The sequence below is a fragment of the Branchiibius hedensis genome, assembly GCF_900108585.1.
In the GTDB taxonomy this organism is placed as follows: Bacteria; Actinomycetota; Actinomycetes; order Actinomycetales; family Dermatophilaceae; genus Branchiibius; species Branchiibius hedensis.
Genome location: NZ_UESZ01000002.1, coordinates 64,198 through 90,900, shown reverse-complemented (window position 1 = coordinate 90,900; position 26,703 = coordinate 64,198). Strand labels below are relative to the sequence as shown.

Annotated in this window: 18 protein-coding genes; 17 read left to right on the top strand and 1 reads right to left on the bottom strand. The window is 66.2% G+C overall.

The annotated features are described in order from the left end of the window. Positions 1–3 precede the first annotated feature (3 nt). From DR843_RS18935 to DR843_RS18870, 14 genes are all read left to right on the top strand, one after another. On the top strand, positions 4–2,145 hold the full coding sequence (locus DR843_RS18935; protein WP_109689336.1) for a type I polyketide synthase: 2,142 nt from the start codon (positions 4–6) through the stop codon (positions 2,143–2,145). Beyond that, positions 2,142–5,969, top strand: coding sequence for a beta-ketoacyl synthase N-terminal-like domain-containing protein (locus DR843_RS18930; RefSeq protein ID WP_109689334.1), 3,828 nt, complete (start codon positions 2,142–2,144; stop codon positions 5,967–5,969). Before DR843_RS18935 ends, DR843_RS18930 begins: the two co-directional genes overlap by 4 nt. After that, a complete protein-coding gene (locus tag DR843_RS18925; protein ID WP_109689332.1) occupies positions 5,966–7,159 on the top strand; it encodes an ACP S-malonyltransferase in 1,194 nt (397 codons plus the stop codon). The genes DR843_RS18930 and DR843_RS18925 overlap by 4 nt, the downstream gene beginning before the upstream one ends. After that, the gene (locus tag DR843_RS18920) at positions 7,156–10,152 is read left to right on the top strand and encodes a condensation domain-containing protein (RefSeq protein ID WP_109689330.1); all 2,997 of its coding nucleotides are present in this window, start codon (positions 7,156–7,158) and stop codon (positions 10,150–10,152) included. Before DR843_RS18925 ends, DR843_RS18920 begins: the two co-directional genes overlap by 4 nt. 2 nt (positions 10,153–10,154) lie before the next feature. After that, positions 10,155–10,397 carry a phosphopantetheine-binding protein gene (locus DR843_RS18915; protein WP_170119960.1) on the top strand — a complete coding sequence of 81 codons (243 nt, stop codon included), beginning with the start codon at positions 10,155–10,157 and terminating at the stop codon, positions 10,395–10,397. An 85-nt stretch (positions 10,398–10,482) separates the two neighbouring features. Then, positions 10,483–11,694: an ATP-grasp domain-containing protein gene (locus DR843_RS18910; RefSeq protein WP_109689326.1), complete on the top strand. Its 1,212-nt coding sequence runs from the start codon at positions 10,483–10,485 to the stop codon at positions 11,692–11,694. After that, the gene (locus tag DR843_RS18905) at positions 11,691–13,220 is read left to right on the top strand and encodes an AMP-binding protein (protein WP_146202645.1); all 1,530 of its coding nucleotides are present in this window, start codon (positions 11,691–11,693) and stop codon (positions 13,218–13,220) included. The genes DR843_RS18910 and DR843_RS18905 overlap by 4 nt, the downstream gene beginning before the upstream one ends. A gap of 266 nt (positions 13,221–13,486) precedes the next feature. Further along, positions 13,487–14,008: a hypothetical protein gene (locus DR843_RS18900; protein ID WP_146202644.1), complete on the top strand. Its 522-nt coding sequence runs from the start codon at positions 13,487–13,489 to the stop codon at positions 14,006–14,008. Between the two features lie 125 nt (positions 14,009–14,133). Next, positions 14,134–15,318 carry a class I SAM-dependent methyltransferase gene (locus DR843_RS18895; RefSeq protein ID WP_170119959.1) on the top strand — a complete coding sequence of 395 codons (1,185 nt, stop codon included), beginning with the start codon at positions 14,134–14,136 and terminating at the stop codon, positions 15,316–15,318. A 4-nt stretch (positions 15,319–15,322) separates the two neighbouring features. Next, the gene (locus DR843_RS18890; protein ID WP_109689319.1) at positions 15,323–16,351 is read left to right on the top strand and encodes an alpha/beta fold hydrolase; all 1,029 of its coding nucleotides are present in this window, start codon (positions 15,323–15,325) and stop codon (positions 16,349–16,351) included. Then, a complete protein-coding gene (locus DR843_RS18885) occupies positions 16,348–18,672 on the top strand; it encodes an AMP-binding protein (protein WP_109689317.1) in 2,325 nt (774 codons plus the stop codon). The genes DR843_RS18890 and DR843_RS18885 overlap by 4 nt, the downstream gene beginning before the upstream one ends. Further along, complete coding sequence (locus tag DR843_RS18880; protein WP_109689313.1) at positions 18,665–19,411, top strand: thioesterase II family protein; 747 nt, start codon at positions 18,665–18,667, stop codon at positions 19,409–19,411. The genes DR843_RS18885 and DR843_RS18880 overlap by 8 nt, the downstream gene beginning before the upstream one ends. Next, a complete protein-coding gene (locus DR843_RS18875; protein ID WP_109689311.1) occupies positions 19,402–20,070 on the top strand; it encodes a 4'-phosphopantetheinyl transferase family protein in 669 nt (222 codons plus the stop codon). The genes DR843_RS18880 and DR843_RS18875 overlap by 10 nt, the downstream gene beginning before the upstream one ends. Next, positions 20,013–21,230 (top strand): FAD-dependent monooxygenase, encoded by a 1,218-nt coding sequence (locus DR843_RS18870; RefSeq protein ID WP_109689309.1) that lies wholly within the window; start codon positions 20,013–20,015, stop codon positions 21,228–21,230. Before DR843_RS18875 ends, DR843_RS18870 begins: the two co-directional genes overlap by 58 nt. Positions 21,231–21,233: 3 nt before the next feature. On the opposite strand, the gene DR843_RS18865 is transcribed toward DR843_RS18870, so the two are convergent. After that, positions 21,234–23,273, bottom strand: coding sequence for an elongation factor G (locus tag DR843_RS18865; RefSeq protein WP_146202642.1), 2,040 nt, complete (start codon positions 23,271–23,273; stop codon positions 21,234–21,236). Here DR843_RS18865 and DR843_RS18860 point away from each other — a divergent pair. The 3 genes from DR843_RS18860 to DR843_RS18850 all read left to right on the top strand — a co-directional run bounded on the left by DR843_RS18860 (position 23,166) and on the right by DR843_RS18850 (position 26,429). Beyond that, positions 23,166–24,053, top strand: coding sequence for an HAD family hydrolase (locus DR843_RS18860; protein WP_342767201.1), 888 nt, complete (start codon positions 23,166–23,168; stop codon positions 24,051–24,053). The two genes, DR843_RS18865 and DR843_RS18860, sit on opposite strands and share 108 nt — an antisense overlap. A 368-nt stretch (positions 24,054–24,421) precedes the next feature. Next, on the top strand, positions 24,422–25,180 hold the full coding sequence (locus DR843_RS18855) for a hypothetical protein (RefSeq protein ID WP_146202641.1): 759 nt from the start codon (positions 24,422–24,424) through the stop codon (positions 25,178–25,180). Positions 25,181–25,208: 28 nt separating this feature from the next. Beyond that, positions 25,209–26,429, top strand: a complete 1,221-nt coding sequence (locus DR843_RS18850) for an ATP-grasp domain-containing protein (protein ID WP_109689301.1) — start codon at positions 25,209–25,211, stop codon at positions 26,427–26,429. The last annotated feature ends 274 nt before the right edge of the window (positions 26,430–26,703 follow it).

The following is a 26,703-nucleotide window of genomic DNA, read 5'->3' as shown; positions in this document are numbered from 1 at the left end:
TCTATGCGTGAAGCCATTGCACAGGTGATGCAGCTCCTCGCGGCCGGCACTCTCGACCGAGAGACCGCCCTCTGCCTCGTGAGGGCGATGAGGATGCCTTCCCTCGATCCGTCGCCGAACACCAGAGACCTCCAGTCGCCAATTGCGGTGGTCGGCGTCAGCGCCGATCTGCCCGGCTGTGATTCAATCGACGAGTTCTGGGATGTCCTCCTCCGAGGGGACGATTTGGTTGGGCCTCTCCCAGACGCGCGGCGAGAGCTATGCGAGCCGGTGGTCCGGTTCGGTTCACGACCGACCTATCAGCAGGGCGCATGGCTGTCTGGTGTCGATCAGTTCGACCCGGCCTTCTTCGGGGTCACCCCCGCAGACGCACGTTCGATGGACCCACAACAGCGGCGCTTTTTCGAGGTCGCCCACCACTGTCTAGAGGACGCGGGCTGGGCGGGTCGGATCGACGGTTCACGCACCGGGGTCTTCGTCGCCATAGCCGACAACGACTACGCCGCCGCCGATCCCTCGACGTCTCCGTCGGCCGTGCCGGGCCATGTCTCGGCGTTCGCCGCATCGAGGCTGTCATTTTTCTACGACCTTCGCGGCCCGGCGTATACCGTGAACGCAACGTGCGCGTCCTCCCTGCTCGCCGTGCACGACGCGTGCGCCTCGCTCCGAGCTGGGGATTGCGAGATGGCACTGGTCGGCGGGGTAAACATCTTCGCTTTTCCCCTCGTCGGAGAGGGGTGGCAGATGGATCAGGCCGGGATCATGTCGGTTGGGGCGCGATGCCGGCCGTTCGCAGAGGGCGCGGACGGGATCGGTCGAGGTGAGGGAGTCATCGCACTGCTCCTTAAGCCGCTCGATCGCGCCGTGGCCGACGGCGACGGCGTGCGCGCCGTCATCCGCGGCTCGGCGATCAACAATGATGGCGCTAGCGCGACGTTGACGTCTCCGCGAGCTGAGGCGCATGCTGCGGTCCTGATCGATGCGTGGCGACGCGCCGGGCTGGGACGAGACGGGTTGAGCTACCTCGAGGCCCACGGGACGGGGACTGAGTTGGGTGACCCGATCGAGGTCCGAGGCATCGCGCTGGCACTTAACGCGGAGACCTCCCGGCGTCAGTTCCTGCCCATCGGTTCGGTCAAAGGCAACATTGGGCACCTGATGGATGGTGCCGCGGGGCTGTCTGGGCTTCTCAAGGCCCTGCTGATCCTCGAGAAGGGCGTGGTGCCGCCGACCCGAGGAATCGACTTGCCCAGCCCGCACATCGACTTTCTTGACAGCCCGGTCTTCGTGCCGACCGAGCCCTTCGATCTCAGGAAGGCAACGCGTCCGCTGCGGGCGGGGGTCAGTTGCTTCGGGTTCAACGGCACCAACGTCCACGTGGTGATGGAGGAGGCCCCCCGCGCCGACGAGCAGGACACGAGTACCCAGCATGCCACGGGGCTGCCCTTCCTTTACCGGCTCTCCGCAGCGACCATGGCATCACTGCAGCGCTTGGTCACGGCCCACGCCCGTGCGACCCTGACGGCGTCGCCAGCCGATGTGGTGCACACGCTGGCGGTCGGCCGCCGTACCCAGAGGCACCGGGTCGTCGTTGTGGCTCGAGACAATGAAGAGTTCCGCGACGCGTGCCGTGCACTTGCGGGCAAGGAACCTGCCCAGTGGGCCGAGGTCCCCGGAGTGGTTACGGCGTCGCCGGGAGGCATGCTCCAGGACGGTGAGGCAGGCACACGGGCCCGGATCTGGGTGGAGTCGGGTTTGCTGGACCAACCGACCCAAGGACGTGTCACCCCCCTGCCTCTCTACCCGTTCGACCACCAGGCCTACTGGCTCGCCGTCGGCGGTGCCCGATCCGTAGTCACGTCGGCGCTGACGATGCGTGAGCCGGTGTCGGACGACGCGGACACCGTCACCTGCTGTCGAGTCGTGGCCTCTGCAGTTCTCGGCGTCGACGATGTCCACGCCGATGACAACTTCGTGGCCCTGGGAGGAAGCTCCCTGGCAGCGCTCGAGGTACGGGCGCGTTTGTCCTCGCAATACGGCTGGGACGTCCCGCTTGTCGAGATCTTGGCGGCCGATTCCCTCGCCGAGCTCGCGGAATTCATCGATCGCCAAAGGAGTGCCGCGCTGAGAGAGGTAGAGGCATGACGATCAGGATCGACTCCGAGGACGTGCTGCGCTGGCTCTCCTCCGGCGAGATCTCGTCCGGCGTCGCCGAGCAGCTACTGGGAGAACCGGCTGCGGAAGCCAGAGCCAAGCCCCGCCCGGCTGCTGCCCCCGAGATCCTGGGAGTCGCCGCCGAACCTGTCGCCGTTCTCGGAACCTCGGTCCGGCTATCCGGCATCAACGGCAACGACGAGCTCTGGGAGGCCCTCCTTGAGCGACGTGATCTCGTCGGCTCATTCCCCCGCTCACGGTTCGATCTGGTGGCGGGCGCGGTGGGCGTCCCCTCGTACGTCGACCTGGAGAGCTGCGTGGGGTCGTGGCTGGACGGCATCGAGCAGTTCGACAACGAAGCGTTTGGGATAAGCACCTTCGATGCTCAGATGCTCGGACCGGTGGAACGGCTCGCCTTGATGCTGGGCCACGAGGCCCTAACCTCGTCGAACATCGATCCGTCGACGTTGGCGCACAGCCGGACCGGTGTCTTCCTGGCTTACCAACCCGACGGTGGGTTCGACTACCTGCGCCTCCTCAGCGACCCCGACGAACGCGCGTTCCTGTCCGCAATCCCCGCGAACGCTGCGTACCGGCTTGCCTATACCTGGGACCTGCGAGGTCCCGTCGTCAACGTCGACAGCACCTGCTCCTCCTCGTTGTCGGCACTGCACCTGGCGCGTAGAGCGCTCCAGGTGGGCGATTGTGACCTGGCGATCGTGGCGGGCATCAGCCTAAGTATGTTCGGTTTTGAGGACGATGGTGCCGATCACTTCGTTCGCAGCCCGCGTGGCCGGTGCAGCGCGTACGACGATCGCGCCGACGGCATCGTATGGGGGGAGGGAGGCGTGTGCGTCGTCCTGAGTCGCAAGGCCGATGCGGTTAGACGAAACGCTCCGATCAGTGCCGTCGTGGCCGCTTCAGCGATGGTGAACGATGGCACCTCGATAGGAATGGCAGCACCCAACCCCGACGCCCACCGCGCCGCGGTGCAGGCAGCGCTGGCTGAGGCTGGCATCACTCCGGAGTCGATCGGCTACGTAGAGGGACACGGCGCTGGCACCCCTCTCGGTGACGTGGTCGAGATCGACGCGCTGACGCGCGGGCTCGACCTTGACCCCCAGGTAGCATCGTCGATCAGTCTGGGCTCGATCAAGACCGTCGTCGGACACTTGGGCGATGCCGCGGGCCTGGCCGGCTGCCTGGCAGCGATCCTTCGACTTCGGTACCGCCGACTCCCGGGACTCGCAGGGCTTGATCGCCCGAGCGCGACCGTCGACTGGGCCTCGACGCCACTGGAGGTACACCACGACGAGCGCACCTTTCCTGCCCGGGCAGGTCATCCTCGCCGGGCCGCGGTCTCCTCACTCGGGTTGAGCGGGACCAACGTCCACGTCATCCTCGAGGAGTGGGTGCCGCAGTGGTCGCCCGACGGTCAGGGCTGTGCGGACCTTCCGAGCGTCGTAAAGTTATCCGCGCCGACCAGATGGGCGGTCTGGGAGTCCGTGCGCCGACTGCGTGCGGCGATCGAGCGAGTACCGGTGCGCTTGGTCGACGTGGCTCACACCCTGGCGATGCGACCGGAGCGGGAGGCACGGGTCGCGATCGAGGCGACCGACCTTACCGATCTCACGGTCAAACTCGACCGGCTTGGCGAGGTGCGCGCCTTCGACCGAGTGCCCGACCACTTCCCGGAGCAGGGCATCTGGGTCGGCGACTGCGCGGAGAACCGCAAGCGGATCCGCAGCCATGTCGCCGGGCGAGGCATGGGGAACCCAATCGCCGCTTGGGCTGCGGGGGACGAGAATTGCGGCGACGGAGCCACGATCTCAGCGCCTGACTCTGCCGGCATCATCCTGCCGCCCGAGCCGTTAACGACCCGCCGGATCTGGCCGGAGTCCGCTCGACGACCCAATCACACCGATGTGGACGATCTGTTCTTTGCAGCGGACTGGGAGCCGACGGAGCCGGTCGTGTCGTTGAAGGCACGGCGAGACGGTGAGGTCGCGCTTGTCCTAGTGCGCGTCGGTGACACGCTCGGGCCTGAGGTGAGCCAGGCCCTGGCCGACGTCGGGTTCGAGGTCGTTGTGGCCGAGGTGACGGACCAGCACGACCGATCCGCCAGCGGCGCCGAGGTGTCCCTGGCTGACCCGAACTCGTACCAGGAACTGATCGACCGGCTCGGTGAGCGCAGTCGTCGCCTCGGAGCCGTGGTCCACGTCGTGCGACGCGACGAGGTCAGCGCGAGTTCCCCCTCGCACGTGCGGGCCGGGCAGGAATGGGGCGCGCTTGCATTGTTCCACTTGGGTCGGGCACTGGCTGTCCTCGATATGGACGCGCCCGTCGACCTCGTAGTAGTTACCGAGCCCGCGCACCCCGTCGTGCCCGAGGACCGGTTCGACCCGACGCGGGCCACAGCGTTCGGGCTCAGCCGCGTCCTCTCGCAGGAGAACCCGCACGTCCGGGAACTCTCCCTCGACCATGACGGTCACGGCCTCGCGTCCGACATCGCAGCCGAGCTTCTGGTTCCTCCGGCCGACCGCATCCCTCTGGTCGCGTACCGCTCGGGGAAGCGTTACCGCAAGCTCGTTCGGCGACGTGAGCCCGGCACCGGTCATGCTCTGCCGATCCGGACGAACGGCGTCTACGTGATCGCAGGGGGAACAGGGAACCTTGGGCCGCACGTCGCGCGGGTCCTCGGGGAGCGCGGGGCCCGCGACGTGGTGATGTTGTCGCGCTCGGGAGTACCGGACCGGACCCTCTGGGACAGCCCAGGAGAGCTGACCGAGGACCAAGCCAGGCTGGTGGAGGCTTTGCGCGAGGCGGAACGTACGGGGGTCCGCGTCCACGCCGTGGTCGCAGATGTCGTCGATTGCGACTCGCTCTCCCGCGCATTCGACCATATCGTTGCCACGATCGGACCGCCGGTCGGCGGGTTCATGCTCACGAAGCAGCTGTTTCACAAGTGGGTGGTTGATCTCACCGTCGAGGAGTACGCCGCTGGCCTCGAAAACCGGCTCATAGGGACAACGGCGTTCGCCCACCAACTCGCCCGCGTTCAGTCCGAATTCCTGGTGATGTTCTCCTCGATCTCGTCGATGAGTGGCACCAAGGGTGCCGCGGAGTGTTGTGGCGCTAACCTCTTCCTCGACTCCGCGCCCGCCTGGCTCAGCCGGCACGTCATCCCGGCCTACACGATCAATCTGCCGCTGATCCTAGGCGACAAGTCCGACTTCGTCGCACGCAGCCCGATCCCGCCCATCGATCTGAGCGAGTTCCGCGAGGTGTTACGCCGGTTCCTCAACGATGCGCACGCCTTGGACGTCGTCGCACGTTTCGACCCCGAGGAGGTGCGCTACCTGCGACCGGTGCTGCGCATCCCGCTGTCCGACGACGTGCTTCCCAATGAGGCGAGGCCGGCGCCCGACCTCGGGTCGCAGCTTCCCGTCCTTGCGGACGTCAAGGGAGTTCTGCGTAACGCGTGGGTTGACACCCTCGGCAGTCCACCGGAACCGCGGACGAACTTCTTCACGGCCGGCGGCTCGTCGCTGAGCGCCATCCGGTTCGTGTACCTGGTCGCCAAGGCCGCGCCCGGCCTGCGGCTGGACGTTGCGACTCTCTACTCTTCACCGGTGTACGACGACTTGGTCGCAACCTTGCACACCCCGGATCCCGTGGACGTACCCGCGGCGCAGGATGGCGGGGGCGACACTGGCGACCTCGACCGCATCATCGAGCTGGTAGCCCGTGGGGAACTGGAAGCGTCCAGCGCAGCGGAGCTTCTGGCGGACCCTGCCGGTCTGGAATCCCCGTGAGCTACCTGGCTCTTTTCTCGGGACAGGGGTCGCAGCGACCCGGGATGGGGCGCGAACTGGTCGCACTCAGCACGGCAGCCGCCACGACGTACGAGCTGGCTGGCGACGTGCTTGGGATCGATCTCCTGCGCGCGGCGGAGAATCGTCACGGCGAGCTGAGCAGGCCAGAGATCGTCCAGCCGGTGATCACGACCTTCGGTCTGGCCGCGATCGCCGCTGTCCGGCAGTGGACCGGTCTGGCGCACGCTGTCGCCCTCGGCCACAGCCTGGGCGAGGTGGTGGCACTGTCGGCCTCCGGAGCTATCGAGGCAGCTGATGCAATCGCGCTTGCGAGGTGTCGGGGCGAGGCCATGGGCAGGTGCGAACCGGGGGCGATGGCTGTCGTCTTTGGGTTGGGCCACGCCACGGTCGACGATGTATGCGCGGGCGATGCTGGCGAGGTCGCTGTGGCCACCCGCAACCTGACCGGTCAGTGCACGATCAGCGGAGCAGTGGCAGCAGTCGAGCGGGTCTGCGCGGAGGTCGCCCGGCTCGACGCGACGACGCACATGCTTCCCATCACGGTCGCGGCGCACAGCCCGCTGATGCGCGATGCCGTACTGCCGCTGCGAGCCATGGTCGAGTCGATCCCTGTACAGACCTCGACCGTTCCTGTGATCTCGTGCGTTGACGGCGAGGTGATCACCGATGAGCGCGACGTCCGGGACCGCGTGGTCGGGGCGTTGCTAGAGCCGGTCGACTGGCCGCTTGCCGTGGCCCGGGCCGTCGCGCACGGGCAGCGGCCAGCTGTGGAGCTTGGGGCTGGTTCCGTGCTCCGTGACCTTGTCCGTGCGCTGGTCGATGGCGTGGAGGCCGTGTCGGTCGGCGCGGACGGTCTGCCTGCGGTGCAGGCGATTGTCGCACCGACTCGGCAGCCGAGCGGAGACTCCCGTCAGCTCGCTGCGGCGGGCCTCCGCCTGGTCGCCAGCACCCCCTCCACCGTCGAGATGACCGCCGCTCAGCTTGAGCGAGGAAAGCACTGCCTCTCAGCACTGCGTAACCTGCTGACCGCAGGACCGCAGGACGGCACCGCTCGGGCCGCATCGGCCGACGAGGCGGTAGAGCTCACCGTCGAGGTGATGTCCTTCAAAGGCTATGCGGCTGAGGTGACCAGGAAAAGGCTTTCCGCGTCAGTAGGTGGTCGGGCATGAGCGACGGGGTGATCGCCACGGCGAAGGGCTTCCCCCTGTCGTTCGCCCAGCGGCGCCTGCACTTCATTCAGGAACTCGGCGTTGGTGCGTACTCGTTCCCGGTACACGTGCGCCTGGAGGGAGAGTTGGACGAAGGCGCCCTGCTCCATGCCCTGGACGATGTTGGTCGGCGTCACCCGATCCTCACAGCGACAATCACGCAGGGCGACTCCGGGCCAGTGCTATTGCACCGCGACCGCACGTTCCCGGTGGCTGTGGTCGATCTCACCCGTGTGGATGTGGGGGAACGGCGCCGGATTGCCGCCGGCATCGCAACCCGTCAAGGCGACGAGCGTTTCGACTTTGCCGAATGCCTGGTGCGGGCCACGCTGGTGCGAGCCGTGGATGAGCACCTGCTATTGCTCGACTTCCACCACATCGTATTCGACGGGTGGTCGTTCGGAATCTTCGCGGACGAGCTCGCCGCGGCCTACGACCGGCACCTCGGTGTGGGGGGTGTCGGTCCAGACAGCCCGGCGCCGCAGTACCACGAGCATGCTCTGCGTGAGCAGTCCTCCGCCGAGCACGGCGACTTTCTGGCCGAAAAGCGGTTCTGGGTCGGTCATCTCGCCGGAGCGGACCCGCTGCTCTCACTGCCGACCGACCGACCAAGACCCGAGGTCCTAAGCGGGCGCACAGGCCGCCAGCGTCTACGCCTGCCGGTCGACCTGTCCGCGAGTCTGCGCGCCCAAGCGAGTGCGGCTCGCGCGACGCCGTATATGTTCCTCCTCGCTGCGTTCCAGCTGCTGGCCGGTCGGCTGTCTGGCCAACAGTCCTTCTGTATCGGTGGAGGGACCTCAGGTCGGCAGGACCCGGCGACCCACGAGATGATCGGTCACTTCGTAAATGAGGTCGTTTTCCGCTCCTGCTACCGGTCCGGCATTGGCTTCGACGAACTGCTCGAGGATGTTCGGCGCAGTGCACTTACGACCTATCGCCACGATCAGATCCCGTTCGAGCTGGTGGTTGATGCGGTAGCGCCGCCTCGCTCGCTGTCGGCACACCCTGTCTTCCAGCACGCTCTGACGCTTCAACCGGACAACGGCGCGGTCGGCGTCCGACTTCGAGGGGTACAGGTGAGCGACCTTGATTTCGGGGGCGAGAGCAGTGCCCTGGACCTGTCGCTCTCGGTCCACGAGGAGGCCGGCGAATTCGTGGTGGTGATGGATTACTCGTCAGACCTGTGGGACGCCGAGAGTGCCGCGTCGTTGCTCGAAGACTTCGGCTCGGTCTTGACGGCGTGCAGCAGTGATCCCACTGTGGCCGTGGAGTCGATCGTCCTCAGGTCACCGGTCCGCGATTATGCGTCGGCTGGCGTGGGCGGGCTGCCCGCGCCAGCTCACCCCGTGCGTACCGTTGCTACGTCGACGGATGCAATCCTCGCCGAGATCTGGCGAGGCGTCCTGCGCCTGGACTCCGTGGGGCTTGACGAAAACTTCTTCGACCTTGGCGGTGACTCGCTGCTTGGGTTGCGCGTCGTGGCGGGTGCCAAGGCCGCGGGACTGTGCCTGAGGCCGCGGGACATCTTCCTCGCCCAGACGGTGAGGGAGTTAAGCCAGCGAGCGGAGGCCGCGCCCGTGCCCTCGGGGCCCGTCGTGGCGTCGGCGGGTACTTCGGTCGGCGGCGACGTGCCATTACTTCCTATCCAGCTCTGGCTGCTCGAGATGGAGCAGCTGCGACAAGGCCACTACAACTTCGCAAGCCTCTACGACGTCGACATCCGCCTCGATCCTGCTGTCGTCGTGCAGGCGATTGGAGCGGCCGCCGACCACCACGACGCGCTGCGGACTCGAATTGCGCTTGGCGAGGATGGGACCTGGAGTCAGCGACCGCCGAACGCCACCACGGCCTCGCTGGCGCCGCTCGTCCGCGCTGTCGACCTCCGAGACCGAGACGTCGACCCGGCCCGAGCCCTGGACCGCCTCGTGCGCCTGACGCAGGCCGATGTGGCACTCGATAAGGACAGACTCTTCGCGGCATGCAGTGTGCTTCTACCCGACGGTTCCCACAAGGTACTGCTTGCGGCACACCACCTAGTGATGGATCCGCTATCGATGCGGGTGCTCGCCGAGGACGTCGCTATGGCGGCGCAGCAGCTCAGTGAGGAATTGCCCGTGCAGCTACTCCCGGTATCCACCCGGTACGCTTCATGGGCGCGGGCGCTCCGAGCCATGACTCTGGAGGGTGCATTCGATGACGAGCTGCCCTACTGGCGAAACGTCGTCGACACGGCAACGGGGCACCTCATGGTCACCCACGCGGACGGAGTGAACGACGTGGCGTCGCAACAGACGACCAGCCGCTATCTCGGCCAGGACGAGGTAACTCGCCTCCGCGTCAACCTCCGCCGCCGCGGCTATTCGCTCACCGAAACGGTGCTCGCCGCTGCGGGTGCCGCCCTAGTCGACATGGTAATAGGCGGTGAGGTCCTGGTTGACTTCGAGACCCACGGCCGCGAGGACATTGTTCCCGGCGCCGATGTCTCTCGGACCGTCGGTTGGTTCTCAGCTCAATTCCCCGTCATAGCCCCGTGCCACTCCATGCTCGATCCTGCCGAGCGGTTGACCCTCGCTCAGGCGAGGCTGGACTCCGTCCCTCGCAACGGGATCGGTTACGGCCACCTAGCCTTCGGAGCACATCGCCTCAGAGCGCACAGTAGCAGCGTGGGGGTGACGTACCTCGGTCGGACGTCCACCGAGGCGACGACAGGAGTCGGCCGACCGCCGTTGGTGCTGGTCGACTCGCCGGGGCACGACCGCTCTCCGGAGATGCCCCGACCTCACGAGCTCGAGATTGGTGCGATCATCGTCGACGACGTGCTCGAGTTCGCTATTACATGGAGTTCGCACCGGTTCTCGCCGCAAGAAGTCGACCATATGCTCGATCGGATGGACGACCTCTTCGGCTCGCTTCTTGCCACGACCGATATACCCGTCCTTGGAAGGCAGCAGTGACCATGAGTGAGGATGCTTCGAGCGTCGTTGTGGAGGAGTGGAGCTCTGCCCTGGGCGTCGTCACATCCAGCACGGACGACGACTTCTTCGAGTTGGGTGGCGACTCCCTGTTGGCAGTCGAATTAGCTCACCGCGTCGAAGGACGTCTGCAGATCGAGTTCCCGATCGACGTGATGTTCCTGGATGGGACCCTGGGCGCCGTGGTCGAGGCGTGTAAGAAGCGGTGCGCCGAAAATGGCTTGTGACCGAAGGCGGCTCGCAGTGGTCCACCGTCCCCGCGGAGCAGCCACTCTGCGTCAGCTAGTGGTCGCGTCGCACACCGTCGTCCCTATGCAGCTCTACATCCGCGAGTCCGTGGCAGCGTCTGCGCCGTCGCTCGTGGATGCCGCTCGTGTCCTCCTTCCGACGTACGTCGTCTCGGACGACATGCTGGTAGACGTGGTGTGTCAATCGTCGCCTGCCGGTGTGACGACATTCCACGACGCCGAGGTGACCAGCACGGACGAGATCGCTCGGCGGTGTGGCCTCCCCGGCCCGTCGGACGTTCCGTTTCCTTGGGACAAGCTGCACCAGCGAGAGGCGCTGCGCCGCGCGGGATCGCAGGTCAAATGCCGTGCTGTTGATAGTCCCGTCGCCTTGCATAGCGCGGTCGAGAGCCTCGGGCTGCCCGCGGTTCTTAAACCGCGGTGCAGCGACTCAAGTACGGGTGTCGCCTTCCTGCACACGCCCGTGGACGTGGCAGTTCAGGTGTCCACCCGCACCGCATGGGGTGATCTTGTGTTGGAGACGATGATCCCCTCTGGCGCCCATCCCTCGCAAGTGCCGACCCTCGCAGATTACGTGTCCGTCGAGACTGTCAGTATCGGCACGAGCCGCACCCATGTGGCGATCGTGGACAAGCTACCGATTGCGGTGGCGTCCGATCCTGGGCCGGTCGCCGTCCGCGAGACCGGCATCCTATATCCGTCCAGGGTTCCCGGCGAGCAGTCAGCGGCTGTGTTCGAGTGCGTGCAACGGTCGCTTGACGCACTCGGTGTGCGTGACCGTATCACCCACACCGAGGTGAAGGTCAGCGATGCTGCTGTAGAGGCGATCGAGGTCAACGGTCGCCTGGGTGGCGACATAGCTCGAATGTTCGCGATGCGTGGAGGTCCTGACATGATCGCGATCGCGCTTCTTCTAGCGCTGGGTCGGTCGCCCGATGTGCCCACGCATTTTGCGCAGGCGTCACGTGCCGCGGCGTGCCTGTACGTCCCGTTCGGCCGTCGGCACGGGTTCGTGCGCTCTCATGTGGACGTACGCCAGCTGCGGACGCTGCCGGACGTGAAGGCGGTCGATGAGGTCGCGGTCCACGGTGCCCCATTGTCCGACAGCGGTTTTCGCACGGCGAAGTTTGCGATTGAGAGCCCGTCACTCGACCGACTCGACCGCAGCATCCAGGCAGCCCTCGACGCGACCGCGTCCTATTTCGCCGCCGACGGTATGGACAACGAGCCGTGGCTGACCGCGATGCGGGCGCGTGCAGCGCAGGCGGTCGCATGACCATCGGTTCCTCGACTGGGGTGTTGTGGAAGCGGTTCGAAGCAAGTGCCCGTGCGCATCCGGAAGCGACCGCCCTGGAGGTGGGTGATCAGCGTGTGACCTACTGTGCCCTCGCTGCCGAGGCCGCCGCGGTCGCCTCGCACGTCGAGACACACCTCGATGGCGCCGGGGCTGTCGCGCTCTGTGGGCAGAAGACCGCGGCGACCTACGCTGCATACCTCGGCATCTTGAAGAGCGGCAGCACGCTGGTGCCCGTCGACCCAGACTGGCCGGCAGAGCGACTTCGGCAGGTGCTCATCGCTGCGGGCTGCGTCGGGGTGGTCAGCGACGGCTCCGATTTGGGTGAAGTGCTGCCCGGCCTGCCGGTGCTGGACGCGCGGCCGGAGCGGATGACGTGGAGCGGTCCGCCCGATACTGCCGGGCGCCCCCTTCGAGTTCCTACAGCCGAGTACCTCATGTTCACCTCTGGAAGCACGGGGCGTCCTAAGGGCGTTCCGATCAGGCGACAGCAGCTAGCGGCGTATCTCGACTTCGCCGTAGAGCAGTACGCCGCGGAGACGGACAGTCGGGTCTCCCAAGTCTTCAGCCTCACCTTCGACCCGTCGGTGCACGACTTGTTCCTCGCGTGGTCTTCGGGCTCGACCCTCGTCGTACCGCCGGGGCGGGCCGCGCTCGCCCCGGCAGCGTGGATCGCGTCCGCGCAGATCACTCATTGGGCGTCACCACCTTCGGTCGCCGAGGTCGCGCGCCGGTTCCGCACGCTCTCACCAGGCTCGATGCCAGCTCTGCAGTACGGCGTGTTCATGGGCGACCAGCTACGTCGCGAGACAGCCGAGGCGTGGCGACGTGCGGCACCGGCGTGCCGGGTGGTCAACGCCTACGGGCCGACGGAGACGACCATCACTGTCACATCTTTCAGCCTGCAGCCAGGTGAGCCGTGCCCACGTACATCGAACGACACCGTGCCGATCGGCCAGCCGAACCCGGGTACGACCCTGCGCGTTACCGACGCCCACGGTGACGAGGCTGAGACCGGTGAGCTGTGGGTCGGAGGAAAACAGGTCTTCGACGGATATCTGGACGTGGAGGAGTCGCCCACCTGCTTTGCGGACGGGGCCGCCGGCCTCGAAGCGCGGTGGTACCGCACCGGCGACCGGGTGGTGCAGACCGCCGACGGACTAGTGCACCTGGGACGGATCGACCGCCAGGTCAAGGTGGGAAGCTTCCGTGTTGAGCTCACCGAGGTCGAGACCGCGCTGCGAGGCCTCGGGGGCGTGGTCGACGGCGCCTGCTTTGTCGTAGATGACCGGCTGGCGGCGGTCTTCACCGTCGAAAACGACGAGATCCAGGAGGGCTACATCCGTGACGGCTTGGCCAAGACACTGCCGCGCTACTCCATTCCGCACATCCTGCTCCAAGTCGACCTGCTTCCGGTGACGACCAACGGCAAAGTCGACCAAACCGCTCTGGTGGCCCTGGTAAAGGGGCGGGCGTCGGTGCCCGCCAGGCAAGCAGGGAGCTCGTGAACGTGTGGAGGACGATCCACGACGGACGAGGAGGGGGGCTGGTCCTCGTCGTTGACTTCGGCGGACGGTCGGACGAAACGACGTTCGCCTCGATGATGCGGCGCTTGGATCCGGCCCAGCGTGTCCTGCAGACCGAGCCCCTTGGTGTACAACGGCTGAGCATCGGAGCCTCTTACCCCATGACTTGGACCGCGACCCTACCGGACGCTGCAACCGGCACTGTCGTCGTGCTTAGCTTCTGTGCCGGCACCGGCTTTGTGGAGAGGATGTCCATCCACCTTGGTGAGGTGCGGACGATCGCCCTCGATCCGCGGCGGCCGACCCCTCAACTGGCCGTCAACGATTTCTCCTCGCAGGTCGAACGGTTGGTGAAGCTTGGTGCCACAAGCCCGCCGGAGTCGATCATCCGGTCCGCCGTCGATGCCACCGACATCCGCGAGACTGCGTCTATCCTCGCGAGCGTTCACCGAGAGATGCTGGCCGAGACCGCCGAGGCGCAGCGCTGGCCAGGCCGGCTGGTCGAGGGTCTCGCGACCCGGTTCCGGGACTACCTGACATTTCTTGTGGCAGCGGCCGAGGCGTGGCCACGCCAGGATTTCCCGGTCGACCTCGTGGTCGTCCCGGACGGCCGCGGGCCCGACGGTGTCGTGGGGACAACCGAAGTGTCCGTCGCCAGTGACCGTAGCGACTTCCTGGTCGATCCTGCGACACTCGCAGCAGTGGGAACGATCCTGGATGGTGCGGCCTCCTCGTCGGTGGTGCCCGGGACACGGGTGGCTCCCGTATGAACTACGGCCCGATCAGCACGCCGCCAGAGATCCCGGCTGGGCTACGAGCAGCCGCCGAGGCGGCAAGGTCCCGCCTCGAGTCTCATCCGCGGGTCCTCTCCTCGCGGCTCTTGTCGCACTCACCCATGGTCATCGAGGTGGTCCCACGCCCGACGCGGATGGGCCTCGACGACTGGGCCTATCTCTTTGAGGATCTCTACGAGTCCGATGACCCCCTCGTCGGCTGGATTGACGGGTTTACAGGAGTCGCTGTGCCTGAGGTGCAGATGCGCGAGTGGGTGGCGGCGACCGTGGGCCGTCTCGAGACGCTCCCAGTGCGACGAGTCCTCGAGGTCGGTGCAGGCAGCGGCTTGGTGATGCGCGAGGTGCTGAGACTCCCGGGCGTTGAGCACTACGTCGCCAGCGACGTTGCTGACACCAGCGTCCTGCGGTTGCGCGAGCTTGCGGCCGTGGAAGGCCGAGAGTCCACCGTGCACGTGCTGCGCGCGGCAGCGCACGACGTTGGGGAACTAGTCACTGGTACATTCGACTTGGCCGTCCTGAACTCGGTGGTGCAGTACTTCCCTGACGTTGCTTACCTTGTCGAGATCCTGCGCGCGCTTGCCCGCAAGATCGTCCCCGGTGGCCACATCTTCGTCGGCGACGTCCGAGACCCCCTGCACCTTCCCGCGCTCTACCGTGAGCGCGCGCGGAGCCGAGGTAGAGGGGCGGTGCTGTCCGAGCAGAGGCTTGACCACGAGCTCGCAGTGTCGGCCGACTTCGCCGATGACCTGCCGCGGCTGGTGGATCGGGTCACCGCTGCGGAGGTCTCGCCGCGGCGGGGTGTGACACCCACCGAGATGACGCGCTACCGGTACGACGTGCTGCTCCACGTAGGCTGCCGAGTCCCCCCGTTGCCTAACCCGGTCGTTGAGGGTGCCCGCGACATGGACACGGTCGTCGAGCGGCTTGCAGTCGACGTCGAGGGCGCCGTGGTAAACACCTTCGACAGCAGTCGGTTCGGCCGCTTTCCCACTGCCGTCGATCCCGAGCATCTGTGGCGTACCGCGACGGAACTCGGCCAGGTGTGGTGGATAGGGCGCCAGCCCGGCCGGGACATGTCGGTACTGACCGCCAGCCGACAGCCGGCGGCCGGCGCCCACTTCTGCCTTTCCTGGCCGCGGATGCAGGCCCGCGGACCATACGCCCAGCCGCCCCTCCCGGCAGCGACAGCGGCCGCTCTGAGGGAGGAGCTGGCAGTCGAGGCGTCTCTCGTAGGCGGTCAGCCGGTGACCGTCGATCTCGTGTGGCACCCAAGGATGGAGCAGTGACGTCGTGACCAACCAGTGGCTGACTCGATCGGGCTCGAACCCGGACGCCGAGTGGCGTCTGTACTGCTGCCCGTGGTCGGGAGCGGGTGCTGGCGTGTTCAGATCTTGGCCCGCGCTCTTAGGCCCGGGAGTGGAGGTCGTATCACTCGCCTACCCGGGCCGGGAGCGGCGGATCAAGGAGCCCCTGTGCACGAGCGTCGAGGAGATCGCCGACGGGATCATCGAGGAGATGTCGGAGGAGGTAGACCGACCGTTCGCCCTCTTCGGCCACAGCCTGGGCGCCTTGGTTGCGTTTGAGTGCGCGTTGCGGCTGAGCGAGCGCGGGCTCCCGCCCGCCCTGCTCGGCGTGAGCGGGGCGGTGGCGCCAGGCCACGACCACCCGGAGTTGGCTATGCGGCACCTCGGAGACCGAGAATTCATCGAAACGGTTCGCGGCCTGCAAGACGGCCGGGATCCCGCACTCGATCATCCAGAGTTCGTCGCGCTCGTGGCCCCCGTGCTCCGAGCGGACATCCGAGCGGCCGAAATCTACGCACTGACTGTGCGGCCGCCGGTCGGGTGCCCGGTCGTCGGCTTCGCCGGGACCGACGACGCAGCCGCGACGACGGCCGACGTAGGGGCCTGGGCGTTTTCCACGACTGCAGGCTTCAGCCTCGTGGAAGTTGACGGGGATCATCTCTTTCCCACTACCGTGTCGGGCGCCAACGCCGTCACCGCAGCCTTGCGCGCGCGGATGACCCTGACCATGCGGCCTGGTCGCCCGAGCACCGCCGCCTCTTCTGAAAAGCCTCCGCGAGACGGTGCGGCCCCCGATCCTGCGGTTGCTGTGCGGAGTGCCTGGATCGACGTCCTTGACCACGAGAAGTTCAGCGACGACAGCGACTTCTTCGCCGTGGGTGGTAACTCGGTCCTGCTCGCGCGTGTCGCGGCTGCCCTGTCTCGGCAGTTCGGGGTACGGATCTCGATCCGCGCCCTGATGGCCGGTCCCACACCTCAGCATATGGTCGACCTGGTGGGGGAGTTGGTGAGATGACTTCGACTCTCGACCCGTCCTGGAACGACACGCACGTCGAGTTCGATGGTGACGCCACCCTGGACGACCTATTCGTGCAGGCCGCCCGGCGCAATCCGACGGCGCTGGCCGTTTCAGACTCCCGCGGCACGTCCATGACGTATGAGCAGCTTGATGACTGGAGCGTCCGGATGGCGGCCCTGCTTGCGTCGATTGGCGTCGGTGAGCCGTCGTACGTCGCCCTGCTGAGCAGCCGTGACACCTGGGCGGTCGCGAGCCTGGTCGGAATCAACCGACGGGGGGCCGCCTACCTGCCCCTTGACCCCCATTGGCCGCGTGAACGACTGCTGGCGCTACTCACCGACCTTGAGGTCACTGCGATCGTGTGCGGCGAGCGAGAACTCGGGCTTGCCCAGGAACTCGCCGCGATCGTACCGAGCGTCCGAGCGACGGTTTGCCCTGCGCACCAGCGGGCGTGGAACGCTGGCCGCCTCGTTGAGGAGCAGGGCGTCGGAGCCCTGTTCGACTTCGTCGTGGAGAGTCAGTCCAGAATCGATGCCGCTGGGTTCACGCCGCGCGGCGGCAGAGCTTTTGACGTCACTGACCTCGAGGGTTACGTCGGGCGGGTGTCTTCGATCGTGGCTCAGGGACACCCGGAAGGCCACGTGGGCCACGTGCTTGAGCTCGGGTGCGGCTCAGGGGAGCTGGTCCGAGCGCTGGCGCCGCGATCTTCGCGCTACGTTGCGCTTGACGTTTCCGAGGCGTCCGTGGACCGGGTACGCCGGGAGTGCGGTGATCTCCCCGACCTCACGTGCATCGTCGGTGCTGCGCACGACCTCTCCGATCTTTTCCCCTTGCGGTTCGAGACGGTGCTGTTGGCGAGCACTGTCCAGTTCTTCCCAGATGTCGAGTACCTGCGAGTGGTGCTGCACGAGGCCGCGCAGCTCCTCGTCCCCGGAGGGCGGCTCGTGCTGGCTGACTTGATCGACCCGATACGCGAACCCCAAGCCGGCTTGGCGCTCAGTCAGGAGACGATGACCGCCATGATTCGCGAGGTACTAGGAGACGGCTGTCACGTCACGGTGCACGAACGCGACGAACAGTCGTTCCCAATTCCACTCGGGTGGCGCTACGACATCGATGCCTCGATCGAGGCATCCCCGCCGGACCTGCGACGGAGGGTCCTGACGTCCGCGGACATCGAGCGCGTCGCACCCGTCGCCCCCGTCGTCAGGGGCGGATCTACGCGGGTGGCATACGCCATCTCGACATCGGGCTCCACAGGGCACCCAAAGTGCGTCGTAGTCACGCACCGCTCAGTGGTGAACCTAGTGCGGTGGCTTCAGCGTACGTACAACGTCACCCATCGGGACCATCTGCTGTTCGTAACGTCCTTCTGCTTCGACCTGTCGGTCTTCGACATCTTTGGATCGCTTGCGTCGGGGGCTCGGATTCGGGTGGCCGCTGAGGAAGAGATCGTCGAACCAGACACATTAATCGAGGTGATAGTCGAGGACCGCATCACGGTGTGGGACTCCGCACCCGCGATGCTTGGTACGGTAACCCCGTTCCTGCCCCTACATGACCTGCGTGGCTCGACGCTCCGCCTGGTGCTCCTCAGCGGCGATTGGGTGCCTATGGCGATGCCTGGCGCACTGCACGAGGCCTGGCCCACGGCCGATGTTGTCGTGTTGGGCGGCGCCACCGAATGCACCGTCTGGTCCAACCACTTCCTGGTGACCGATATCGATCCGACGTGGGCGAGCATCCCCTACGGCGTGCCGATCGACAACTGTCGCTATTACGTACTCGACGCGGACGGTCGCCAGTGCTCGGTCGATCAGCCTGGCGAGCTGTACATCGCTGGTGAGTGCGTCGCAGTCGGATACGCCGGTGATCCGACGCTCAGCGGTGCGAAGTTCTCAGCCGACCCGTTCGACCCACGACCGGGCGAGCGGATGTACCGTACCGGCGACCGCGCGCGGTGGCGGGCAGGCGGTTGGCTGGAGTTTCTGGGCCGGCTCGATGACCAGGTTAAAGTTCGAGGCTACCGGGTCGAGCTCGGCGAGGTGCAGAGCGCGCTGGCGACCGCACCAGGCGTGTGCGCAGCGAGCGTGGTCGCGGTATCCGGCCCCGCAGGCAACCGACTCGCCGGGTTCTGGGTGCCCGACGGGACAGGTCCCGGCGACGTGAGAGTCGTCCGGGACTACCTGCGATCACGCATCCCGGCGTACATGGTTCCCGAGCTCCTCTCGCCCATCGCTGCGCTTCCGCTCACTGCGGCCGGCAAGGTGGATCTGCGGTCGTTAGAGGCCCTCGCCCTCGAAGGCAACCGTGCGTGACCGTGCTGCCCCCTGGCTGGTCGACATCGACCTCGGCCTGGGGGACGACTCTGAGGATGTCGTCTATGCGTTCCCCCAGGCGGGAGCAGGGGCAGCCGCGGTCCGACCGCTCTGCGCCGACCTCGGCTGGCCGGCAGCGACCGCCGCCGTCCGACTGCCCGGCCGCGAAGCCCGTCTAGACGAGGCCCCTCTGACCGACCTGGCAATGCTGAGCGACGGTGCGTGCGAGGCCATCGTGGCGCACGCGCGCGGCCGGCGGGTCACTCTGCTTGGCCACTGTTCTGGTGCGGTGATCGCCTTTGAGGTGGCGCGTCGCCTTGACCCCTCGTGTTTATCACGCCTTGTAGTCAGCGCGCACTGCTCCCCGTCCGATATCGTCCGGAGGGGTGTATGGCGGTGGCCCACGCCAAAGCTCGTCGACCTCGTCTCCTGCGAGGGCCGTATCCCCGCGGAGGTGATGGCCGACGACGAGCTGCTCGAACTCGTGGTGCCGGCGATCCGCGCCGACTATCAGGCGCTCGAGACCTACCAGGTGGACGAGGGTGCTGCCGTCGACGCCGACGTCATCGCCGTGGTCGGGTACGAGGATCACCTGCTCTCGGCCGAGCAGCTCCGGGGTTGGTCGCGACATGCACGAGGCCGCTTCACGGTGCACGTCGTTCCTGGTCCTCATGACCTGCTTCATACGCACCACCGAGAGGTGAGTACCGTCGTACGGCGTGAGTCTGGATGGTGGTGAAGCTGTGGGCGACACGGGTCACCCGGGGGAGCGCCCATGGCGTGACGTCGAGGGTACTGTCCGACGACGAATGGCAGCGGAACGCCCGCCTGCGACGGCTTGAGGACCGGGAGCTGTTCGTGACTGCGTGGACACTGGCCAGGACCGCACTAGCCGTCGAGCTGGATGTTCGGCCCCACGCCCTGGTAGTGGATCGTGTCTGCCGCCTGTGTGGGGACCCTAGGCACGGCAAGCCGTGGCTCCCCGCAGCACCTCACGTGGACTTCAACCTGTCACACACAGCGGGGTTGGTAGTGGTCGCCGTCAGCACGGTGGGTAGCGTCGGCGTCGACGTCGAGCTGGCTGACCAAGACCTCAGCCGGCTCCGGCACCTAATTCTCCATCCTGCCGAAGAGGCAGCGGACGACGAGCTATTGCGATACTGGGTCCGCAAGGAGGCCGTGTTGAAAGCGAGTGGGGTGGGCCTGAGCGGATCGATGCTTGATCTAGACCTCGCAAGACCGCCAGACGAGATTCAGGTGCTGGATCTATTGCTAGGTCCGGGAGCCGCGGGTTTTGTCGGTGCCCTTGCGCTCCGGTCCCATCGCGCGGTCGCCCTTGAGTGGTGGTTGGCCCCGTGGCACAGCGCTGGGAGCCCAGGTGGCGAGCCGCCGTGGTGAGTAATGTCGACGCGATCGTGGTCGGGGGTCGGTGCGCAGGGGCAGCAACCGCGCTCAGCCTGGCCGAGTCCGGTCACCGTGTACTCATGGTTGAGGCCGCTCGGTGGCCGTCGGACACGATGTCGACCCTCTATATCCACCAGCCGGGCGTCGTGCAGCTCGCGCGGGTTGGGGTACTCGACGACGTGCTGGCGTCCGGATGTCCCACCATCATCAGCCTCAACCACCATGTGGGTGGTGTGACGGTTTCGGGTTCACTGCCGCTCTTCGATGGGGTGGGTTTCGCCCTCGCGCCGCGGCGCTACGTCCTCGACTCGATCATGGTCGCCAAGGCGCGTGAGTTGGGAGTCGATTTCCGGCAGCGCACTCGGTTTGTTGGGGCACTCTGGGACGGGGGTCGCGTGGTCGGCGCTCGGCTCGCCGGGGACGAGGTGTACGACGTGCGTTGCGCGGTCCTCGTCGGTGCGGACGGGATGCGATCCCGGGTCGCCAAGGCAGTCAGCGCTCCAATACAGCGTGACGACGGGCGGCGCACCTTCGTTCACTATACGGGGTGGCGAGACCTTGGACGCGCCGCTGTTGAGATCCACGAGGCGTCGGGACGCTACGCAAGTGTGATCCCCACGCACGATCGCACCTGGCTAGTGGCGACGTACGGTGCACAGGCCGCGTTCGCCAAGGCACGTCGGAACCCGTTACAGCACCACCTAGACACCGTGCGACAGCTCGATCTGGCGCTGTGGCGGGAGCTGGAGAGGCGCGATCCGGTAGTGCGCCTGCACGGGTCTGGGGATCAGAAGAACTTCGTGCGCCGCCCGTGCGGTCCGGGGTGGGCGCTGGTTGGCGACGCCGGCCACCACAAGGACAGCATAACTGCGCGGGGAATCACGGACGCGCTTCGGCAGGCCGAGTCGCTGGGCCACTCGCTGTCTGGCCGGCTGTCGTCACGTGAGGCCACGGACGCCGGGTTGCGCGACTACGCAGTGGCTCGCAACGCCCTCATTGAGAACAGCTACGCGCAGACGCTCTCTGCGACCCGGCTCGACGTTTCAAAAAGCCGACTGCAGCGGCACCGGTTGGTGGCCGGTTCGGCCGACCTCACTCAGCACCACCTCCGTGTCCTTGGTGGCATCGCGACCGCTGACGACCTGACCGACTAAGAGCTACCGCTGAGAGAGGTGGCGAAGGTACTCGACCCGGTCGAACGGGTTCCCGTCATTTCTGGGACGCGTAGGCGGCGGTTTCGAGATCACTGGTTGGTCGCCGTCGGGTCGTGAGACCCATGACGTGACCCCGGTGGCCGACGCGGGCAGCGCGCGTCGCAGCGCGTTCACCTCAGCTGCGGGCAGTCGACCCTCGAGAAGCCAGCCATCGACCCTGGTCTGGGTATCCGTTACCTGCCCTCGATGGCGCGCCACGACGGACGTCACGGAGCCCAGGCTTTCGGTAGGAACCTCGATCCAGAACTTATGCACGGGTTCATAGACACGTGTGGTAGCGCGACCCAGTGCCTGCATGAGCACCAACGGAGTTACGTCCCGGTAGTCACCGGCCGCCGAATACGGACGCGGCCAGAACCCCGAGTGCGTCATCGTGACATGCACATCCACGACGGGCCAGCCGTAGCACCCTTGCTGTAGGGCCTCGACGACGGTCGCCTCCACTGCCTCGTGGAAGGCCAATGCCATCGATCCGAGCTCGACCTCCCTCGAATATGAGTAGCCCTCACCGGGTTCGACTCGGAGGCCCACAGTCGCCAGGAAGTCCCCACCAATGACCTCCAGGCCAGTGCCGGTACCCTGTGGCCTCTCCACGTAGTCGATCGAGGGCTCGGCAAAGACGGTCGCAAGTCCGAAGCGCTCGAGCAACGTGGTCTCAACAACCTCTCGCTGCACCTCGCCGTGAAGGTGGAGGACAGCCTCGCCCCTACGGTCAGTGTCGGCAGCAAGCGAAGGATCTTCGTCGGACAGCGACTCCAGCGCGGAGTGGAGTGCACCGTGCTGACGCGGGTCGCGAGGTCGTACGGTGACCGTCAGCGCTGGCTCGGCTCGAACCTGCTGTCGCTCGTGGCCGTCGGAAGCCGCCGGGGTGCCAAGCGAGTCCCCGACGTGGAGTTCTTCAGACGCACGCACCCGCGCGACGTACCCGCTCGTCAACGGATCGCCAAGCTCGTGGCAAGGCCCCACGACCCCGAGCGACGTGATGGTCAGCTCCTCGGAACCCCCGACCGCCCGATGGACCTCGATCCGATCACGGGTCGTGAGTGACCCCCCATAGCTGCGGACCAGGACCTCAGCGCGTCCGCGCTCGTCACGCTCAACGGCGAAGACCGTCGCCCGTGTGGTCGATTCCGGAGGGCGCGGCACCAACACGGCGTCAAGGACGTCGAGCAAGACGGCAATACCGGCACCGGTGAGGGCCGAGCCGAAAACCAGAGGACACACTTGGCCGCTCTGCGTCCGTCTCCGCAGCGTCTTTCGAAGCTCGGACCCCGTGATCGGAGTGTCATCGACGAGGGCTGCAAGGATGCCTTCGTCAACCTCAGCCAGCAATTCCGCGCAGCGCTGCTGCTCATCCGCGTCGTCGTACGGCACGGCATAGTGCGCCGATTTGGTACCTCCTTTGCTGAGCTGGCCGACCGGGATAGGCAGGACATCGAGATCGTGGCAGATCTCGTCTACGACCGAGTTGTCGCGCGCGTTGGCCGCGTCGATCTTGTTGACCATGATGACCGTTGCGACCTCCTCTTTACGCAGGAGGCGCATCAACTCACGCGTCTGCGGTTGAACCCCGCTCGTCGCTGAGACCAGCAGGACCGCCGCGTCGATGACTCGGAGGGAGCGGTGGACCTCCGCAATGAAATCAGTGTGGCCAGGGGTGTCGATGAGATTGTACTGACGTCCGGGTCGTTGGAAGGCGACGACTGACGAGCGTACGGTAATGCCGCGCGACACCTCGATCGCGTGCGTGTCGGTCGTGGTGTTGCCAGACTCGACGCTACCCATCGAGCTGATTGAGCCACAATCGAACAGCAGTCGCTCGGTCAGGCTAGTCTTCCCGGCATCGACGTGCGCGAGGATTCCGATGTTCAGGGCGTGGCTGGGCTGACGCCCTGCGGAGTGGTCAGTGGTCGCCGAGGACAACCACGAGACCTTTTGGTTCAGGGGATCGCCCTGCGACGTCCGCAAGGAGCTGCTCGTCATCGCCCCGACCTTATCGTAAGGGGGTTGCCGAGACCCGAACCGTCTGCCAGGGTTCACGAGAGGCGTCTATCTCGAGGGCGCGGACACCTAGTCAGTGAGGCGACTGTCGTGGACCAGAGACCCAGTGGGCAGGGTCTCGAGCTCATAATCTTCGACTGCGATGGCACCCTGGTAGACACTGAGACTGCGGGAGTCGAGGTGGACCGCCGGGTACTCGCCGACTTCGGTTGGGAGCTGACGACCGTTGAGGTGTCGGCACGCTTCCGTGGCCAATCCCACCAGTACTTCCAAGACCAGATCGAGCAGCACGTCGGCCACTCCCTGCCGGAGGGCTGGGAGTGGGCCTACCGTGACTGGTACCACGCCATCCTTGACGACGTCACCTCCATGCCGGGAGCGCGGGAGGTCCTGTCCACCCTCGCGGAAACCCGCATCTGCGTGGCCAGCAACGGAAGCCGCTCCGCAACCCAGGAGAAGCTCGACCGGGCCGGGCTCTCTTCGTACTTCGCCGGTAGTGTCTTCTCCGCCGAGGACGTCGAGGCCGGCAAGCCGGCTCCGGACCTCTTCCACTACTCGGCGCGTAAGTGCGACGCTCGTCCCGATAGGTGCTTGGTCGTTGAGGACAGCGCGTCAGGTATCGAAGCAGCTCTGAGCGCCGGAATGTTCGGGGTCGGCGTCCGTCACCTCAACCCTCACGCCGATAGGCTCGAATCCTACGGAGTACCTATGATCGATACACTGTTCGACCTTCCTGCCCTGATCGCGACGTGGGCACCATGAGCGCGCGAGTCGGCGAGGCCCCTCGAATCCTGGTCGTGGGCAAGGGCGCTGTCGGGGGGAGGGCGTTTCACTACTTGGCCAACGCGGAGACGCCCTCGGTCCTGCATCTCCTTGGTCGAGACGAGGTCACGACGCGGCAGGTAGCCAACACGGCGCGCTTTAGCGCCGCCCAACGTGGGAAGCTGCCTGAGGTCAGCTGGGGGATCGCAAACGTCTACGTTCCAGGCCAGCTCGCCGAGGTCATTGACCGATTCCGACCTGACGTAGTGCTGCTCGCGGTCAGTCGGCAGACATGGTCCTATCTGTACCGGATCCCCCCTCATAAGCGCGCGGCGCTGGAACCTGCGCGCTTCGGGCCGTGGCTCCCGATGCATCTCTCACCGGTTCGTGCAGCGATGCGGGAGATCCGCTCATCCGGTCAGTCGCCACACGTCGTGAACGCTGCATTTCCCGACAGTGTGCACCCTGCGCTGGCGGCCGAGGGCCTCGCACCCCAGGTTGGCATCGGGAACATCGGTCTTAACGTGCCCGCGCTTGAGCTCGGTGCGGCGCAGGTCCTCGACGTCTCCTATGACGACGTCGCCGTAACCTTGGTCGGTCACCATTCAGCCAGCACCCGGCTGCGCCGCCCCGACTTCGCGGGGTCAGTGGAGTTCCGGGTCACAGTCGACGGGAAGGACGCCACAGATCAGGTCGACTTCGACATTCTGCGCGCCACTCTGTCCGAGGAGTTCGACCGCATCCCGGGCGTACCTGGTGAGGCCAACGTTGCGGCTGCGGCGGCCGGTGCCGTCGAGGCCCTGGCGCACGGTCGCGACCTCCGGTTCCACGCCCCTGGTGTTTTGGGTCGCACCGGCGGCTGGCCCGTGAGGCACAGCGAGGGCGCGCTCACCATTGACCTTCCCGACTCCCTCCCAGAATCAGTCGCGGAAGCGACCAATCTCGCTGGTCAACGCGAGGACGGCATCACCCGAATCGACGAAACCGGCACTGCTCACTTCGAAGACTGGGCACTGGAGATCATGCGTGACGTCCTCGGTTTCGACCACGCCCAGATCGCGCTCACTGACGTCGACGCCGCAGCCGACGAACTCGCCGCACGCGTGCACAAGTACGTCGCGGAGTGATCCGTTGCCCCACCACACCCTTGCGGTGATGTACGACGCCGACGCCAGCGTCGTGCCTCGTGACCTCTACCGCGCTGCACAGTCCCTCGACATCGGGCTCCTGTTTGTCCTCCCACGCACCCCGCACAACCTCGCCATGCACGATGTCTTGTCGCGCTTCGGCGAGGTAGCCGCTGCCGCGGAGCCGGGTGTCGACTCATGCTTGCGAGCAGTTAAGTCATACCGGTTCGACATGATCATCACGTTCTGCGAGCACCTCTTGAGCGAGACCGCCGAGATCGCGCACGCAAGGGGGCTGGCCTACACCGAGTTGTCCGACGTCGAGAACCTGATCCGAAAGGACCGGCAGCGCACCAGCCTCGTCACCGCAGGAGTGCCATCCCCAGGATTCGCCGTCGCGTGCTCGCTCGATGAGGTCCGCCGGGCCACGCAACGGCTCGGCTTCCCAGTCATCCTCAAGCCCCGCGTGGGCACAGGGAGCCGGCACACCCTTAGCCTTGCGAGCCAGTATGAGATGGATCAGGAGTGCGCGACGATAGAGGCCGCCCTGAAGGGTGCAGGTGAATTGGGTCTGGTCGTGGAGCAGCTCCTGATCGGCGCCGCGTTTCCCGAGCCGTGGGGTGATTACGTCGGCGTGGACATTGCGAACTTCAACGGCCGCCAAGAGTTGATCTGTACCATGGGTAAGTTCACTTTGGTCGCGCCGTACCGGGAACGTGGCGGCTTCTCACCTCCTGCTTTCTTCGGTCCGTCCAGCCTTGACGAGGTCACCGAGGTGGCCATGCGTGCATGTCGGGCGGTCGGCTTGGTTAACAACGTCGGATGCGTCGAACTGAAGCTCACCGACGAGGGTCCGCGGGTGATCGAGGTCAACGGACGGCTGGGCGCTTGGGGTGCGGACGCCGTTCGCCGCAGCCACGGCTTCGACACCCTCAGCGCGTTGCTGTCCGCGGCGTTCGGACTCGAGCATCGCGAGCTGCGCGACTGCCGTGCCACTCGGGTGAGCTACACATACGTTTGCTATGCCCCGGTGGGAATGAGTGTGGTCGGCAACGTGCGGTCCGAGGTGGTTCGCAATCACCCAACAGTCCAAAAAGTGCTAGTACACAAGGAGGACGGCGACGATGTCTCCTGGCACCAGGGTGCCGGCTCGGCAATCGCGACCGTCTACGGCACTGTTGACTCGATCGAAGCGCTGGGGGAGACCGCTGACCAGCTTGCTCGCCTTTCGTGGATCGAGGCCAGGTGAACGGAAGTCGAGGGGTTTAAGGTTCTATGATCTTGTGCGCCTTCACCACGCTCCTGCTGCAGCTCGCTTCGGTAGGAGCGGTGCTGGAGGTGAGCTGCTTCGTCTACGAGATCATCCCGAACCAGCATTGTGGCCGATACTCAACGGAGTCTGTCGGTGCTCATCGGTGCATCCATGGTCGGGTTCGACATCTCCTTCCAGGGCATCTGAGCATTGTTCCTCCTATTCCTTCTCTCCCGAGTCGCCTAGAGGCTGGGGTTCACATCTTTCTCCG

Excerpts from the sequence above, each read along its gene's own strand:
- DR843_RS18910 (WP_109689326.1), top strand. The coding sequence starts at position 10,483 with ATGCAGCTCTACATCCGCGAGTCCGTGGCAGCGTCTGCGCCGTCGCTC.
- DR843_RS18850 (WP_109689301.1), top strand. The coding sequence starts at position 25,209 with ATGTACGACGCCGACGCCAGCGTCGTGCCTCGTGACCTCTACCGCGCT.
- DR843_RS18900 (WP_146202644.1), top strand. The coding sequence starts at position 13,487 with ATGTCCATCCACCTTGGTGAGGTGCGGACGATCGCCCTCGATCCGCGG.
- DR843_RS18920 (WP_109689330.1), top strand. The coding sequence starts at position 7,156 with ATGAGCGACGGGGTGATCGCCACGGCGAAGGGCTTCCCCCTGTCGTTC.
- DR843_RS18865 (WP_146202642.1), bottom strand. The coding sequence starts at position 23,273 with ATGACGAGCAGCTCCTTGCGGACGTCGCAGGGCGATCCCCTGAACCAA.
- DR843_RS18915 (WP_170119960.1), top strand. The coding sequence starts at position 10,155 with ATGAGTGAGGATGCTTCGAGCGTCGTTGTGGAGGAGTGGAGCTCTGCC.
- DR843_RS18875 (WP_109689311.1), top strand. The coding sequence starts at position 19,402 with ATGGTGGTGAAGCTGTGGGCGACACGGGTCACCCGGGGGAGCGCCCAT.
- DR843_RS18895 (WP_170119959.1), top strand. The coding sequence starts at position 14,134 with ATGGTCATCGAGGTGGTCCCACGCCCGACGCGGATGGGCCTCGACGAC.
- DR843_RS18905 (WP_146202645.1), top strand. The coding sequence starts at position 11,691 with ATGACCATCGGTTCCTCGACTGGGGTGTTGTGGAAGCGGTTCGAAGCA.
- DR843_RS18855 (WP_146202641.1), top strand. The coding sequence starts at position 24,422 with ATGCATCTCTCACCGGTTCGTGCAGCGATGCGGGAGATCCGCTCATCC.
- DR843_RS18930 (WP_109689334.1), top strand. The coding sequence starts at position 2,142 with ATGACGATCAGGATCGACTCCGAGGACGTGCTGCGCTGGCTCTCCTCC.
- DR843_RS18935 (WP_109689336.1), top strand. The coding sequence starts at position 4 with ATGCGTGAAGCCATTGCACAGGTGATGCAGCTCCTCGCGGCCGGCACT.
- DR843_RS18885 (WP_109689317.1), top strand. The coding sequence starts at position 16,348 with ATGACTTCGACTCTCGACCCGTCCTGGAACGACACGCACGTCGAGTTC.